11 protein-coding genes are annotated in these 15,398 nt (G+C 68.7%); 3 read left to right on the forward strand and 8 right to left on the reverse strand.

Annotated features, from left to right (window positions below):
- Genes LW840_RS06365 through LW840_RS06375 form a run of 3 tightly spaced genes read left to right on the forward strand, consistent with a single transcriptional unit; the run spans position 1 to position 5,059 of the window.
- On the forward strand, positions 1 to 3,111 hold the full coding sequence (locus LW840_RS06365; protein WP_291276640.1) for an efflux RND transporter permease subunit: 3,111 nt from the start codon (positions 1 to 3) through the stop codon (positions 3,109 to 3,111).
- Entirely contained in the window at positions 3,108 to 4,250 is a 1,143-nt protein-coding gene (locus tag LW840_RS06370; protein WP_291276641.1) for a histidine kinase, read from the forward strand. Before LW840_RS06365 ends, LW840_RS06370 begins: the two co-directional genes overlap by 4 nt.
- The gene (locus LW840_RS06375; RefSeq protein ID WP_291268227.1) at positions 4,247 to 5,059 is read left to right on the forward strand and encodes a LytTR family DNA-binding domain-containing protein; all 813 of its coding nucleotides are present in this window, start codon (positions 4,247 to 4,249) and stop codon (positions 5,057 to 5,059) included. Before LW840_RS06370 ends, LW840_RS06375 begins: the two co-directional genes overlap by 4 nt.
- A 222-nt stretch (positions 5,060 to 5,281) precedes the next feature.
- Here LW840_RS06375 and LW840_RS06380 read toward each other — a convergent pair whose 3' ends face one another.
- From LW840_RS06380 to LW840_RS06415, 8 genes are all read right to left on the reverse strand, one after another.
- Positions 5,282 to 6,883 carry a S41 family peptidase gene (locus tag LW840_RS06380; protein ID WP_291268228.1) on the reverse strand — a complete coding sequence of 534 codons (1,602 nt, stop codon included), beginning with the start codon at positions 6,881 to 6,883 and terminating at the stop codon, positions 5,282 to 5,284.
- A 370-nt stretch (positions 6,884 to 7,253) separates the two neighbouring features.
- Entirely contained in the window at positions 7,254 to 8,114 is an 861-nt protein-coding gene (locus LW840_RS06385) for a replication initiator protein A (protein WP_291260400.1), read from the reverse strand.
- Positions 8,115 to 8,385: 271 nt separating this feature from the next.
- Positions 8,386 to 9,204 carry a peptidase E gene (locus LW840_RS06390; protein WP_291276642.1) on the reverse strand — a complete coding sequence of 273 codons (819 nt, stop codon included), beginning with the start codon at positions 9,202 to 9,204 and terminating at the stop codon, positions 8,386 to 8,388.
- On the reverse strand, positions 9,201 to 9,989 hold the full coding sequence (locus tag LW840_RS06395; protein ID WP_291268230.1) for a methionyl aminopeptidase: 789 nt from the start codon (positions 9,987 to 9,989) through the stop codon (positions 9,201 to 9,203). Before LW840_RS06395 ends, LW840_RS06390 begins: the two co-directional genes overlap by 4 nt.
- A 183-nt stretch (positions 9,990 to 10,172) precedes the next feature.
- Positions 10,173 to 11,159 carry a pyridoxal-phosphate dependent enzyme gene (locus LW840_RS06400; RefSeq protein ID WP_291268231.1) on the reverse strand — a complete coding sequence of 329 codons (987 nt, stop codon included), beginning with the start codon at positions 11,157 to 11,159 and terminating at the stop codon, positions 10,173 to 10,175.
- 31 nt (positions 11,160 to 11,190) lie between these two features.
- On the reverse strand, positions 11,191 to 12,354 hold the full coding sequence (locus LW840_RS06405) for a Fic family protein (RefSeq protein WP_345780902.1): 1,164 nt from the start codon (positions 12,352 to 12,354) through the stop codon (positions 11,191 to 11,193).
- Between the two features lie 174 nt (positions 12,355 to 12,528).
- Positions 12,529 to 13,263: an SDR family oxidoreductase gene (locus LW840_RS06410; RefSeq protein WP_291276644.1), complete on the reverse strand. Its 735-nt coding sequence runs from the start codon at positions 13,261 to 13,263 to the stop codon at positions 12,529 to 12,531.
- 169 nt (positions 13,264 to 13,432) lie between these two features.
- Complete coding sequence (locus tag LW840_RS06415; protein WP_291260407.1) at positions 13,433 to 15,394, reverse strand: amidohydrolase family protein; 1,962 nt, start codon at positions 15,392 to 15,394, stop codon at positions 13,433 to 13,435.
- Positions 15,395 to 15,398: the final 4 nt, after the last annotated feature.

The raw sequence follows: 15,398 nt of genomic DNA on the forward strand, positions 1-15,398 counted from the left end.
ATGTGGATCTCCGATCTGGCCATTCGTCGCCCGCTGGTGGCGGTGGTGGCCATGCTGGCGCTCGTCATGGCGGGCTTGGTGGCGCTGCGCAGCCTCGAAACCGACGAGTGGCCCGACGTGCAGGCACCCATGGTTACCGTGACGGTGCCCTACCCCGGCGCCACGCCGTCGCAGGTGGAGCGAGAGCTGCTGCGCCCGCTCGAGGACAAGGTGCGCAGTGTGGGCGGCCTCAAGACGCTGAAGGGCACGGCGGGCGACGGCTTCGCGCTGCTCTTCGCCGAGTTCGTGTTCAGCAAGCCCACCGGCGAAGCGGTGCAGGAGGTGCGCGACGCCGTGAGCGCCGCGCGCGGTGACCTGCCGCGTGAAGTGGAGGAGCCGGTGGTGGAGCGGTTCAGCGAGACCGACCTGCCGGTAATGAGCCTGGCCGTGGGTGGCAACGGTGACGCCCTCATGCTGGGCGCCGACGCCCGGCGTCTGGCGCGCGAACTGCGCGCGGTGCCCGGGGTGGCGCAGGTGCGCGTGATTGGCGACGCGGTGCCCGAGCTGTCGGTGCAGGTGCGTCCGGAGGCGCTGCGCGCCACCGGCATTTCGCTGGCACAGCTGACCGCCACCCTGGAGGCGCAGAATGTGTCCGTGCCCATTGGCCGCGTGGAGAATGCCACGCGCGAAGCCACGCTGCGCTTTCAGGGCCGCCCCGACAACGCCGAGGCGTTCGCGGCGCTGCCGCTCGTGGCCAGCGGGGGTCGCGTGGTGCGGCTGCGTGATGTGGCCGACGTGCGCATTGCGGCGGCGGAGGCGCGCACCACCGCGCGTGTGGACGGGCAGGCGGCGGTGACGCTCGACGTGCGCAAGCGGCGCGGCGTGAGCGCCACCACGGTGGCTGAGGGGCTGCGCGCACGTCTGGCCACCGCCGAGCGCACACTGCCGGCGGGGCGCACCGTGCGCATCGTGCAGGACGCGGGCACGCGTACGGCGCTGGCCGTGTGGGACGTGCAGAAGACCCTGCTGGAGGGCGCGGTACTGACCGTGCTCGTGGTGTTCGTCTTCCTCAACAGCTGGCGCTCCACGGTCATCACGGGGCTCGCGCTGCCGGTATCGGTCCTCGCCAGCTTCATGGCGGTGTGGGCGTTTGGCTTCAAGCTGGAGACCATGTCGCTGCTGGGGCTGTCGCTCGCCATTGGCATTCTCATTGACGACGCCATCGTGGTGCGCGAGAACATCGTGCGGCACGTGGAGATGGGCAAAGACCACGTCACCGCGTCACGCGAGGGCACGAAGGAGATTGGCCTGGCGGTGCTTGCCACCACCGCCGCCATCGTGGTGGTGTTCCTCCCCGTGGGCTTCATGAATGGGTTGGCGGGGCAGTACTTCAAGCCGTTCGCGCTCACCATTGCCTGCGCCGTGCTGGTGTCGCTCTTCGTGAGCTTCTCGCTCGACCCCATGCTCTCGGCCTACTGGCCCGATCCGCACGTGCCCATTGGGCAGCGGTCGTGGATCAGCCGCGTGCTGCATCGCTTCAATGTGTGGTTCGATGGGTTGAGCACCGGCTATCGCGGCGTGATCGAGTGGGCGCTCGCGCATCGCGCGCTCACGCTGGCGGTGGCCGCGGCATCGCTGGTGGTGGCGGTGCTGCTGCCGGCCATGGGTGCGGTGGGGGCCGAGTTCCTGCCGGAAGACGATCGCGGGGAGATTGGCATTCTCGTGGAGGCCCCACCGGGCGCCGCGTTGCCGTACACCACGGCGCGCGCCGAAGCCGCCGCGGCGCTGGCGCGCCGGCTGCCGGAAGTGCGCACCGTCTACACCACCGTGGGGGCCGGCGAGGGGGATGTGTCGCAGGCGCAGGTCATGGTGCTGCTGGTGCCGCGCGCGGCGCGGGCGCGCACGGCCCGCCAGATTGCCACGGCGCTGCGTGGTGATGTGATGGCGCTCACGGGGGCCACCTACGCGGTCATGGACCTGGGGCTCAACGGCTTCCTCAAACCCATTCAGCTGCAGGTGCGCGGCGCCGATGCCTCCACCCTGCCACAGGTGGCGGCCGCCATTGCGGCGCGCATGCGCACCGTGCCTGGCGCGGTGGATGTGACGCTCTCCAGCCGCCCCGGTGCGCCCGCGCTGGACATCCGGCTCGATCGCACCTTCTCGGCCACGCTGGGCACCACGCCGGCCGAAGTGGCCGGGGCCATGCAGGCCGCGTTTGCCGGCGTGGAGGCCGGGCGGTGGATCGATGATGACGGGGACCTGCGCAAGGTGCGCGTGCGGCTCCCCGAGGCGCTGCGTCGCGAGTCGGGCGATCTGGCCGCGCTGCCGCTGCAGGTGCCGGGCGCTGACGGCGCGCTGCAGGCGGTACCCTTTGCGCAGGTGGCCAGCGCCACGGCCACCACGGCGCCCACCCGCATCGAGCACGACAACGGGTCGGCCTCGGTGACTGTGACGGCGAATGTGCTGGGCCGTCCCCTGGGCGACGTCGCGGCGGGCATCGACCAGCAGCTGGCGGCCATGTCGCTGCCGGCGGGCGTCACCGTGGCGTACGCCGGCGATGTGGAAGACCAGCAGGAGGTGTTCGGCAACATCCTGCTGGCGCTCGCCGTGGCGGTGGTGGGGATGTACTTCGTGCTCGTGTTGCAGTTCAATTCGTGGATCGAACCGCTGGCCATTCTCGTATCGCTGCCGCTGTCGGCGGTGGGGGTGGTGGGCGCGCTCTGGATGGCCGGCATGACCATCAACATCATGTCGCTCATTGGCGTCATCCTGTTGGCCGGCGTGGTGGCCAAAAACGCCATCCTGTTGCTCGACTATGCGAAGCAGCTGCGTGACGGAGGCCGAAGCTTGAGAGAAGCGCTGGTGGAGTCGGGCGCGACGCGCCTGCGGCCCATCGTGATGACTACGGTGGCGCTGGTGGCGGGCATGGTGCCCGTGGCCGTGGGGAGTGGCGAGGGCGCCATGTTCCGGGCGCCGCTGGGCATGGCGGTCATTGGTGGCACCATCACCAGCACGTTCCTCACCCTGCTGGTCATTCCGGTGGTGTACGCGCTGCTCGACGGGGCGCGTGAGCGCGTGGGTGGCTGGCGTCGGGTGTCCGCCACCACCACGGCGCACGAGCCGCTGGCGTGAACGGGCAGATGAACGGGCAGATGAACGGGCACGCGAACGGACAGGCGAACAGGCGCAGTGTGCTCGCGCGCATCTCCCGCGGCGAGCTGCTGTCGCTGCTGGGCGTGGGCGTATTCGGCGAACTGCTGACCGTGGCGTGGATTGCCGCCGTGTTGGGGGTGGAGAAGGGGCAGGCCACCTGGGCGCACGCGCTGGGGCTGGCCGCGGTGGATCTCGTGTCGCTCATGTGGGTGCCCGTGCCGCTCTTTGCCTGGTACGATCGCTTTCCACTTGCGGGCGATCACCGGCAGCGGAACCTGCTGCTGCGCGCGGTGGGTGCGCTGGCGCTCATTCTGGTGACCTCATTCACGTCGGCCGCGGCCACGCGTTGGGCGGGCGACGCCTTGGGCATTGTGCCCGCGGTGATCCAGGCCATGCTGCCCGGCTACCCCGAGCAGGTCTTCTGGGCCGCGTGCCCGGTGCTGGGTGCTTCCCTGGCGTATCTGGTGCTGCGTCGCCTGCACAACGCACGCGATGTGGAGCAGCGCAACGCCGAGCTGCAGCGGCTGGCGCTCGAGGCGCAGCTGTCGGCGTTGGCGGCCGAGCTGCGGCCGCACTTCCTGTTCAACGCACTCAACGATCTGGCCGAGCTGGTGCACCACGATCCCGCGCGCGCCGAGACCATGCTGCTGCACCTGTCGTCGCTGCTGCAGGCCACGCTGGCAGCCGGCCGGCAGCGCACGGTATCGCTGGCAGAGGAGCTGCAACACATGGACGACTACCTCGCCCTGCAGCAGATGCGCTTCGATGACCGGCTGCAGGTAACGCGCGCGGTGGATGCCTCGGTGCTGGCGGCGCGCGTGCCGCCCATGCTGCTGCAGCCGCTGGTGGAGAACGCCGTGGTGCACGGGATCGAGGGGCGCGTGGGCGCCTCGCAGCTGCAGCTCACGGTGCGCGCGCGCCCCGGCACCCTGGAGGTGCAGCTGGATGATGATGGCCCCGGGCCCACCGGGTCGGCGCACCGCGGCACCGGGACGGGGCTGCGGAACGTGCGGGAACGGTTGGCGGCGCTGTATGGCGAGGCGGCCGAGGCGGTGCTGAGCGAGCGGCCGGGGGGCGGTGCCCGCATGCTGCTGCGTCTGCCGCTGGAAGTGGCATGACGATGCCCGCGTTGGCGCCGTTGCGCACCATGGTGGTGGACGATGAGTCGCTGGCGCGTCAGCGGCTCAAGCGATTGCTGGCGCAGGATGCACGGGTGCACGTGGTGGGCGAGGCTGCCGATGTGCCCACGGCGCGCGCGCTGCTGCCGCAGCTCACGCCGTCGCTGCTCTTCCTCGACGTGAGCATGCCGGGGGAAGACGGGTTTGCGCTACTGCGGGATCTGCCGCCCGAGCTGCGCCCTTTCGTGGTGTTCGTCACGGCCCACGCCGACGCGGCGGTGCGCGCCTTCGACGCGCGCGCCACCGATTTTCTGGTCAAGCCCGTGCGGACCGAGCGGCTGGCCGAGTCGGTGACACGCGCGCTCGACGCGGTGGCGGCGCGCACGCCGGCACAATCGGTATTCGACGATGAGGTTCGCGCGGAGCTGGCGCGTCTCGTGCGCGGGCTGGCTGGCGGAGGAGGGGGGGATGGTGCCGCCGCCACCGCCCCGTTGGCGCACTTCGCCGTGACCGTGGGGCGTCGCACGCGCTTCGTGAAGCTGGAGGAGGTCGACTGGTTCGAGGCCGACGGCAACTACGTGCGGCTGCACGTGGGGCGCGAGCAGCATCTCGTGCGCATGACCATGCAGAAGCTGGAGCAGAGCCTGGATGCGCGGCGCTTCGTGCGCGTGCACCGGTCGTATGTGGTGCCGCTGGACCGCGTGCGCGAACTGGTGCAGCTGGGGTCGGGGGAGTACGAGCTGCGCCTGACCACCGAGGCCACGCTGCCGGTCATGCGCACGTACCGGGACCGGCTGCCGCTGGGGTGAGCGGGGCCACGGAGAACCCGCGGAGAACTGCTCGTCGGAGCCACGGAGCCACGGAGAACTGCTCGTCGGAGGCGCAGAGCCGCGGAGACGCTGAGAACCACAAAAAACAAAATGGGGTGCCCGGTTGGACACCCCATCTTTCCGTTCATTCGCGGTGCCTCGTGCCTCTGTGCCTCCGTGTCTCCGACGAGCCGTTCAGCTGCTCGCCTACGGACCGGTGTGTCAGTTGCGGCGAGCCACGCCCGGCTTGCTCGCCGGCTCCGACGCGGCCACCGTGAACAGATCCTTCTGCGTCGTGCCCTTGCGCATGATCTCCATGGCGCGGCGCAGCTGGTTGTCGTCCTTGAGGTTGCGGCGGCGCACGAGCGTGTCGCCGAAGGCAATCTTGGCCACGCGATCCTCGAGGAACCGGTCAATGTCGCTGGCGCCGGCGTCCCACACCGCCTTGTCGATCTTCACCGTGTCGGCCTGCAGGCGACGGTACACCTCGTCACGCCACGCCGGGTCCACCGCGAAGTCGGGCTTCACCTTCCCCTTCTGCAGCTCGGCCACTGCCGCCGCGTGCGCCTGGTACTTGGCGTAGTGCGGCAGCAGCGCGCGCCGCAGCACCTGCTCGGCAGTGCTCAGCGTGTCCGGCTGCACGATGATGTCCGGCGTGATGGCGCCACCACCGTACACCGTGCGCCCCGCAGCGCTCTTGAACACCGGGCGCGCCTTGCGCACCGAGTCGGTTTCCATGCTGTCGGGGAGCACCTCGAGGAACTGGCCGTCGGCGTTGAGCTTGCGCTCCTTCTGAATGCTGCGGCCACTCGGCGTGTACCACTTGCCCGTGGTGATCTTGAGCGCGTAGCCGCCGTCGAGGTTGTACACGCTCTGCACGAGCCCCTTGCCGAAGCTGGTCGTGCCCAGCACGAGGGCGCGGTCGTAGTCCTGCAGCGCGCCGGCCACGATTTCGGAGGCCGACGCCGAACCGCCGTCGACGAGCACCGTGAGCGGCACGTCGGGCGCGAGCGGGTCCTGCTGCGATACGAACTTCTGGAACTCACCGCGGCCGCGCACCGACAGCAGCTCCTTGCCGCGCGGCAGGAAGAGGTTGGACATGCTGAACGCTTCCTCGAGGATGCCCCCGGGGTTGCCGCGCAGGTCGATGATGAACCCCTTCGCACCGCGCTTGCTGAGCGCCATGACGGCGTTGGCAATGTCCTCGGTGGTCTGCTCGGAGAAGCGCTCCAGGGGGATGTACCCCGTGCGCTCATCGAGCATCATGCTGTAGCGCACCGCCGGCACGTGGATCTCGGCGCGCTTGAAGCTCAGCTTGACCGGCTGCGCCACGCCCACGCGCAGGAACTGCACGGTGACCGGCGTGCCGATGGGCCCCAGCAGCTTGTTCTGCACCTGCTGCGTGTTGAAGCCGCGCGCGCTGGTGGTGTCGACCACGGCAATCTTGTCCCCTTCCAGCACGCCACCCTGCTCGGCCGGCGAGCCGGGGAAGACTTTGTTCACCGTTACGTAGTCGCCCACCTTCACGATTTCCATGCCGATGCCGGCATAGCGACCGTTGGTGTTGCGCGAGAACTCCTCGAGCTGCTTGGGGGTGAAGAGCTCGGTATAGGGATCCTTGAGCTCGTTCACGAGACCCCGGGCAGCCTTTTCATAGAGCTGCTGGGCGTCGAGCGTGTCCACGTAGCGCAGGGCCACGAAGGTCAGCACCTGGTCGAGGAGCTGGGCACCGCCTCGTGTGGAGCGCGCCTGCAGGGCGAAGCCCGAGGCGAGCAGAGGAACGAGCACGATGCTGGCCAGCGCGGCCTTGCGGATACGGGTCATGCGGGTCTCGCGAAAAGGGGACCAGAAAAGGTACTGCAAGACATACGCGCCAGGACCCCGGGCGTTCCGCGGGGAGGGATCGGACGGTCGGATGGTCGGATGATCGGACGGTCGGATGGTCGGATGGTCGGATGATCCGATGCCGGATGCCGGATGTCGGATCGAATGCCGGAGGTCAGAAGCCCGACCCCGGTCGGAAGTCCGAGGCCGGAGGTGTGGGGGCCACCACACGACGGCGGGGCGTCGCGCCCCCGGGAAAGCCACTTCCGGCCTCGGACCTCCGACAGCAGTCCCGACTCCGATATCGGGCATTCAATCCGACCTCGGACCTCCGACATCCGACCAATTCGATTAGTCCGATCCGTCTGCCTCAGCCTTCCTCGCGCGGCCGCGATCCCAAAACGTAGTCCACGTGCCACTGTCGGTCGTACTGCCTGATGGCGATGTCACGCACCAGCCCAGCCGACAGCAGCATCTCGTGCGCCGGCTGCAGCACCCGCTGCAGGTGGCTGGGGTAGCGCTGGGTCAGGGGCATCTGCTCGGCCAGCCGTTCCAGCGGCACCCGCCAGGAGAGCCGTCCGTCGGCGCGCGCCACCTCCATCATGCGGTACAGCCGGCGTGCCACCGGGCTCGACAGGGCGTGATACCGGCTGGCCGACAGGGTGACCACATGCCGAGCGGCCAGGTTGGCGCGCAGCGTGGCCGACAGCGTGACGCGGGCGTCGCCCGGTTCACCGGCGGCCAGGTTGCCAAACAGGTGCAGCTGCTCGCGGTCGGCCACCCGGCGCCGCTGCACGCTGACCGTGCTCAGCACGGTGAAGCTGATGTCGGCCGTACCCGACTGTGCCGACCAGTAGGCGCCCTCGGTGCTCTCGAGGGTGGTGCGCTCGAGGCGGGCGAGTGCGGCGCGCAGCTGCTCGTAGGTGCGCCCGTCGGCGCGGCGCCCCATGCTGCGCAGGAAAGCGTGCAGCGTGAAGGTGATGGCGCCGTCGGCGGGCGAGCCCCCCTCGTGGTAGCGGTGCAGCAGCTCCACGTACACGTCCTGATCGAAAGTGCCGGGGAGCCGGTCGCCGGGGGCGGGGATGACACGCCAACGCCCGCCGTTCTCGGTGGTGAACGAGACGGGCGCATCGTCGGCACTATCGCTGAGCCGGAAGAGGGGGAGTTCCTCGAGCGACCGGTCGAGAACCACCCCCCGCACGGCCGGACGCCTGCGGGCGGCGAGAGTCATCGCGCACAACTTGGCGGGACAGAGGGCATTTGCGCCAGCCACCCCCACTCATATGAGGCCGCTCGCTGCGCTCGCGGCAGCATTGAGACTTGAGGGGCAGACGGGAGCGGTGAGGCGGAGACGGTGAGAGTTGAGTCCGGAGAGCAGTGAAGTTGAGCACTCCAGCGGTGAGAGTCGAGCGCGCCCTCAATCTCACCGCTAGGACCCTCAACTCTCACCGCGATCCAGGCTCGGCTCTCGTGTCTCCATCTCAACTCTCCGTCTCACCGCCTCAAATCTGCTCCGGCTCCAGCACCTTCTCCGTCGCGCGTCCGTTGACCCGGTCCACGTAGTAGCACTTGGCGCCCACGCGCGCCGACACTACGCGCTTGAGGGTGGTCTCCTCGAAGTACAGCCCGGCGTCGTTGTCGCAGGCGTAGCCCGGCTTCATTTCGCCGTTGCCGATGAGCTTCTGGTAGAGCGGGCGGCGCCCCGGTTCGGCGTCGTAGTGCGGCGAGTGGCTGCCGGGGAGGAAGCCCAGGCACTTCACGATGGAGAGCACCTTGGGGCGCGAGTCGGTGGTGCCCTCCTCGAACCAGCAGAGCGAGCCCGCGCTGGCGCCGCCCAGCACGATGCCGCGGTCCCACGCCTGCCGCAAAATCACGTCGATCCCCTGCGCCTTCCAGATGGCCTGCTGATTGAGCGTGTTGCCGCCGCTCACCACGATGCCGTCGGCGCTGAGCAACACTTCATCCCAATCCTGCAGCTGCGACGTGCTGGCAATGAAGCTGCGCTGCACGAACGGCTCCACGTTGAGCGGCGCGCAGCTCTGGTAGAAGCTGATGATCCCCTGCTCGCTGTCGGCGCTGGCGGTGGGCAGGTACAGGATGCGCGGCCGCGCCTTGCCGCTGAGCTGCGCCATGAGGCCGATGAACTTGGTGCGGAACCCGCCGCCGGCGATGAGGATCTTGCGGGTGGCGCGGGTGGACGAATCGGTCATGTCGGAAAGCGCGGTGGGGGGAGCGGGCATGGCGTGCAGCGGGTTGGCGAAATCAGTCACCGCGGCGGCGGCGAGCGTGGTCCCTGCAGCTACGAAGTCGCGTCGGTTCATGAGGGCTCCTGATCGGGTTCGTCGTCGCCGCCCTCGGCCTCATCGGCGTAGAGCGTATCCGCCACAGTATGCCACCGCCGCGCCAGCTTCGCTTGAAACGCGGCATCGGAGAGTTGCGCGTCGGGCACCGGCAGCGTCAGCGACCACTCCGCCGCCAGTTCCGCCACGAACTGCTGGCCGTCGTGGTGGAGCAGCGTGTCCTCGTGCAGCCCCGCGAAGATGTGCACCCCTTCGGCTTCCAGCACGTAGGCACACACGAACTCGCTGGGGGAGATCGTGTGCGTGAGATCCGGTTCGTGCACGAACAGCGTGCGGCCGGTGAGCCGGTCGGTGAGGGTGGCGCCCACCCCCTCCTCCACCGTTTCGGCTTCCCAGATGCCCAGTCGCGCCCCCAGTCCCGCACGCACGAACGCCTGATCGTCGGCACCGGCGCGCTTCCCGGCGTCGTTCAGCCACCCGGCGGCCAGGGTAACGCCCAGCGTGGCGGGCGTGTACGCAAACAGCACCCACCCCGTGTAGAGGTCGGCCTCGAGGTCGCTGATGTCTTCATCGCGAGACAGCCCCCACGCATCGAGCGCGCCGTCGGTCCACTCGACGCCGAGCTTTTTCGTGGCCCAGTCGAGCACCTCCTGCCCAATGCGCTTCTGCCGCTGCAGCAGCACTTCGGCGCGCTGCCACTCCGCGCGCGACGCGGTGGGAAGCGCCGCCACCTCGGGGGGCACCGCGGCGCCGTGACACTTCTTGAACTTCTTGCCGGAGCCGCAGGGGCAGGGGTCGTTACGCATGGGGGAGACGCGGGGGAAAGGGAGGCGCGGGGAACGGCTCGTCGGAGACACGGAGCTGCGGAGGCACGGAGAACGGCTATCGAGGATACGTGAGCAAGGCGAGGGCAGCGTGCGGGGGCGGAACCTCAACCATTGGAAGTGCTCCGTGTCTCCGCGACTCCATGCCTCCGACGCGCTGTTCCGCTACTCCGCCAGCAGCGAACAGAAGGTGGCCGCGTCCACATTGCCGCCGCACACCACCACGCCCACCTGCTGGCCGGCGAGCCGGTCACGCAGTGGCCCCACCACCGCTGCCAGCGACGCCGCACCGGCGGGTTCGGTGACCAGCTTGGCGCTGCGATAGAGCAGCCGCATCGCGTCGCGAATCGCGTCGTCGCTCACCAGCACCACGTCGTCCACGTAGGCCTGGTTGAGCGCGAACGAATAGGGCTCGCAGCGCGGGGCGCCGAGGGAGTCGGCAATGGTGCGCACCTTGTCGATGCCCTGCGGCGTGCCGGCGGCGAAGCTGCGGTGCATCGTGTCGGCGCCTTCGGGTTCCACCACGAACAGCTGCGCCGCGGGCGCGAGGAGTTTCACCGCACAGGCCACGCCGCCGGTGAGCCCGCCGCCGCCGGCGGCCACCACCACGGCGTCGAGCTCCACGCCGTTGGCGCGGGTCTGCTCGATGAACTCGAGCCCCACCGTGGCCGTGCCTAGGGCGGTGAGCGGCCCCTCGTAGGGATGCACGAAGGTGCGCCCCTCGTCGCGTTCGATGGCGCGCGCCGTTTCGAACGCCTCGTGCACAGTCTCCACCAGCACCACCTCGGCGCCCAGTTCGGTGCACATGGCAATGCGATACGGGTTGGCGGTGCGGGGCATGACCACCTTGGCCGTGCTGCCCAGTTCGCGTGCGCTGTACGCCAGGGAGATGGCGTGGTTGCCCGCGGACACGCCCGTGACCCCGCGCGCGAGCTGCTCGGGGGTGAGGCTCATCATCACGGTGAGTGCGCCGCGCGGCTTGAAGCTGCCGGTGCGCTGGAAGAGCTCTTCCTTGAGCCAGAGCGCCGAGCCCGTCGGCAGCCGCGGGTCCAGCGCGTGGTCGCGGAGACGCCGCACCGAGGTGGTCTCCACCCGGTCGCCCAGGCGGTAACGGGCGGCGCGAATGGCGGGGAGGGTGGGGAAGGTGTGCATGAGGAGTGATGAGGGCGTGGTTCGGCACAAACTACAATGGCGACGTCCCCTCGCTCAGAATGCGCACGTACTCGGCGTAGCTGAACAGACGGTCGCGCTTCCTGCCCGTGAGTTCGGTGACGATGCCAAGGCTGCGCAGCTGCTCCAGCATACGATTCGTCGTGGGGAGACTCGCGCCGCTTCGCTCCGAGAGCATCGCCGCGGTACAGATGGGTCGTTCTCGCAACGCATCGAACACGCGGAGCAGCGAGTTCGCGGTACGCCCCGCCGAGGCGATCCGTTCGCGATCCCGCGCAAAGAGTGCGACCAGTCGCTGCGCCGTGTCGACGGCCGCGCTGGCCGTTTCGCGCACGCCGTCCGCAAAAAAGGCGATCCAGGCCTCCCAGTCTCCCGTTTCGCGGACCGCGGTGAGATGCGCGTAGTACTCGGCCCGATGCTCCTTGAAGTACAGGGACAGGTACAGCATCGGGTCCTTCAGCACGCCCTCGGCGCAGAGCAGGAGGGTGATGAGCAGACGCCCCACGCGACCGTTGCCGTCGAGGAACGGGTGAATCGTTTCGAACTGCACATGCGCGAGCGCCGCCTTCAGCACCGGCGAAGTGCGTACCGGATCGTTGTGGATGAACCGTTCGAGGGCACTGATGCACGGCGCGACCTCGGAAGGCGGCGGCGGGACGAAGGCCGCGTTTCCCGGCCGGGTCCCTCCAATCCAATTCTGTGAGCGCCGGAAATCGCCCGGGAGCTTGTCGGCCCCCCGGCCGCTGCTCAGCAGGCGGCCATGGATCCCGCGGAGCAGGCGACCGGAGATGGGAAATCCGCGGCGTATTTCGGCCATGCCCCATTCCAGAGCAGCGACGTAGTTCGACACCTCGGTCACATCGTCGAGGGGAACGCCCGGAGACTCGTCTGCCTCGAAGGTCAGCAGGTCGGACAGCGATGACTGCGTCCCCTCGATCTGCGAAGACAGTACGGCTTCCTTGCGCACGTAGGTGTAGAGAAAGAGTCTCGTGTCCGGCAGCAAGAGCGCGACACTATCAAGACGTCCAAGCGCCAGCAAAGAATCATCTACGATGCTTTGCGCAATGGCATCCAATTGCAGCGGCGGCACCGGCGGCAGCGGGGCGGGAATGAAGGCTCGCACCGCCTCGCCCGATGATGTCTCTGTTCGCCACGTGCCCGTTGGGCCCCGAAGCATCGGATGCTCCGTTAATTAAAGAAAGACGCTTTGTTTAATCAGCGCTGAACGCTATGCACAAACTTTAACTAGCGCAATCTGTTATTAAAGAAATAGTCGAAAAGCTTAATTAGCAGTCCTCCGTGCCCCCGTTCCCCCGTGGCCTCCGACGAGCTGTTCCCCCGCCGCCGGGCCTCAGGCCAGGGTGATGGTCTGCCCGCTCACGTTACGCGCCAGCGGGCTGGCCAAAAACGCCACCACGTCGGCCACGCTCTCCCGCTCCACGTAGTCGGCCTTGTCCCCCATGTCGGCCACGTTGGTGGTGGTGCGAATGGCCGTAGGGGCCACGGCATTGGCACGCACCCCATGGGCCTTTTCGTCCAGCGCCACGGTGCGCATGAGGCTCAGCACCCCGCTCTTGGCGGCGGCGTAGGCGGCCATGCCACGGCTGGAGCCCCCCGGCGTGGCGGCCACACTGCCGAAGTACACGAAGCTCCCCTTGGCCGCGCGCACACTGGGCAGGAATGCCCGTGTGGTGGCGAAGGCGGTCTCGAGGTTGATGGTGAACTGCTTTGCCCACGCTTCGGGGTCGCTTTCGTCGAGTGCGCCCGTAATGCCGAAGCCGCCGGCCACGCACACCACGGCGTGCACGCGGCCCACGTGCGTGTCTCTGTGCGCCCACGACACCTCGGCCGCCACGCGCTGTGCATCACCCGCATCGGCCAGGTTGGCCGTGTGCGCGCTCACGTGCGCCGCGCCGAGTGACGTGAGCGTGGCGGCGCGCTGCGGGTCCTGCTCGTTGAGGTCGATGAGTGCCAGCGAGGCGCCGCGCTGCGCGAAGCCGCGCGCGACGGCTTCGCCGACCTGCCCCTCACGGCCGACACCGGTGATGACGATGAGCTGATCGCAGAAGCTGAGGTCGGTGGACATGAGGCGTGAGGCGCGAGAGGTGAGGGAAACGCGTGAACACGGCGCTCACCGAGGGGGGTGAGGGCACCGAGAACTGCACATGCCACAATGGAAACTACGCTGTTCTCCATGCCCTCACCCTCCTCGGCGATCTCCGTGTGGGCGCGTTCCGCCCCCGCTCCGGAACGCCTCAGTGCGGGTGATAGAACCGCGGATCCTCCTCGCCGTGCGCGCTTGCCGCGCCGATGCTCCCCAGCTGCATCACGATGCGCTTGAGCTTCGCGGCGTCGTACAAACGGCCACCGCGCATCACCGTTTCCAGCTTCGACAGGTCGCTCAGTCGCTCCAGCGGATTGCCGTTCACCAGCAGCACGTCGGCCACCTTCCCCTCGGCCACACTACCGTACTCGCGCGCGTCGTTCATTACCCGCGCCGATTCGATGGTGGCCATCTGCAGAATCTTCGCGCGTGGAATGCCCGCCGCCTCGAACATCTGCAGTTCACGCGGATAGGTGGCGCTGCGGGCTTCGTCGGTGCCGGGCACCATCTGAATGCCCAGGTCGTGCATGCGCCGAATGAGCGTCACGTACGCGGAATCACTCTTGAGTCGCGCGGCGTTGTCGGTGATGCCCATGTTGCCGATCCAGATGCTGAAGGTACCGTCTACCACGGTGTTCTTCGCCCTGAGCGTTTCCAGCAGCTTCGTCATGGGCGCGCCGTTCACGTCGAAGGTGGGCGACACCGCGAACGCCACGCTGCTGTAGGCGCGCATCTGCGGCACGTACAGTGAATCCTGGAAGAAGTTGGAGAAGAAGAACGCGCCGTGCTGGATCTCGTCGTAGCCGAGGGCGATGGCGGCTTCCATACTCATGCCGCGTGGGATGTGCCCGCTGAGTCGCATGCCGCGGTTCTTCGCTTCGCTGGCGATGGTGGGGAGCAAGTCGGGGTGCACCACGTTGTACACCTTGATCTGTTTGTAGCCCAGCGAGTCGTAGCGGGCCACCCATTCGCGCGCCTGCGCTTCAGTGCTCACGAGTGACCCCGACGGGCCACGCCACTTGAGCGGCCCCTCCATGAAACCGGCGAGAATGTAGCGCGGCGCGGCGAGTGCGCCCTTCTTTTCACTGTCACGCAGCATGACCGCGAGATCGGGGTCGCTGGCCAGGTCGCGCGCGGTGGTGAGCCCTTGGCTCAGCTGCGCCACGCCGAACGGGGCGGCGAAGAGATGCGCGTGCATCTCCCACATGCCCGGCATGATGGTCTTGCCGGTGGCGTCGATCACCGTGGCGCCATCGGGCGTGGCCACGCTCGCCGCGGGCCCCACGCTGATAATGCGATCGTTGCGCGTAACCACGGTGGTGTTGGGCACCAGCACCCCCTTGTCGGCATCGAACAGACTGCCGTTACGGAACACCACCGTGCCCTTGTGCGGCGTGGTGACCTTGTCGGCCAGTTTCTTCGCCTCGGCCATGCGCCACCGCAGTTCGATGGTGCGCATGGCGGGCATGAACGGCACCGCGCGCGGCTGCACCGTCATGAACCACTGCACTTCGGTGGCGAACAGTTGGCCGCGTTCGTCGAGCCACGTGCCCGTGGGGAGGGCGCTGCTGTCGGTGGTGACCATCACCAAGCGCACGCGTTGGGTGGCGCCGTTGGCGCGCAGCAGCGTGTCGGCCACGACGTTCGCGCGTATGGTGCTATTGCCGTTCACCCTGGCCGAGCGGGTGGGGCGGGCGATGAGGGCGCGTGCCAGCGCTGCCTGTTCCCACGGCGTGCCACCGCGCAGGCGCACGAAGTCGGCGGCCGTGCGCGCGATGGTGCGCGTCATGCCGAGCGATGTGAAGCGCAGCGAGTCACCGGCGAGGGTGATGGACTCGTTCACCGGCCCCGTGCTGCCATCGGTGAGGACGGGGCGTGCCTCGGCACTCACCGGGAGCCCGTTGGTGCCCATGGCGTAGCGCGCTTCGGTGCGGGTGCCGCGCTGGCGGTCGGTGTACACCCAGCGGGCGGTGGCCGAGTCCCCGCGGGTGGTGACCACGAGCTCCCCGGCATCGGTGCCGTGGTTGAGGACGAGCCAGCGGGTGTTGGTTTGTGCGTGGGCCGCGGAGGCGGAGAGGGCTACCGTGAGGGCTGCGAGAAGAGATTGGCGCATGAGC

Source organism: Gemmatimonas sp., assembly GCF_021298855.1.
Classification (GTDB): Bacteria; Gemmatimonadota; Gemmatimonadetes; order Gemmatimonadales; family Gemmatimonadaceae; genus Gemmatimonas.

Coding starts and splice junctions, on each gene's coding strand:
- LW840_RS06365 (WP_291276640.1), top strand. CDS start 1: ATGTGGATCTCCGATCTGGCCATTCGTCGCCCGCTGGTGGCGGTGGTG.
- LW840_RS06375 (WP_291268227.1), top strand. CDS start 4,247: ATGACGATGCCCGCGTTGGCGCCGTTGCGCACCATGGTGGTGGACGAT.
- LW840_RS06380 (WP_291268228.1), bottom strand. CDS start 6,883: ATGACCCGTATCCGCAAGGCCGCGCTGGCCAGCATCGTGCTCGTTCCT.
- LW840_RS06385 (WP_291260400.1), bottom strand. CDS start 8,114: ATGACTCTCGCCGCCCGCAGGCGTCCGGCCGTGCGGGGGGTGGTTCTC.
- LW840_RS06390 (WP_291276642.1), bottom strand. CDS start 9,204: ATGAACCGACGCGACTTCGTAGCTGCAGGGACCACGCTCGCCGCCGCC.
- LW840_RS06395 (WP_291268230.1), bottom strand. CDS start 9,989: ATGCGTAACGACCCCTGCCCCTGCGGCTCCGGCAAGAAGTTCAAGAAG.
- LW840_RS06400 (WP_291268231.1), bottom strand. CDS start 11,159: ATGCACACCTTCCCCACCCTCCCCGCCATTCGCGCCGCCCGTTACCGC.
- LW840_RS06405 (WP_345780902.1), bottom strand. CDS start 12,354: ATGCTTCGGGGCCCAACGGGCACGTGGCGAACAGAGACATCATCGGGC.
- LW840_RS06410 (WP_291276644.1), bottom strand. CDS start 13,263: ATGTCCACCGACCTCAGCTTCTGCGATCAGCTCATCGTCATCACCGGT.
- LW840_RS06415 (WP_291260407.1), bottom strand. CDS start 15,394: ATGCGCCAATCTCTTCTCGCAGCCCTCACGGTAGCCCTCTCCGCCTCC.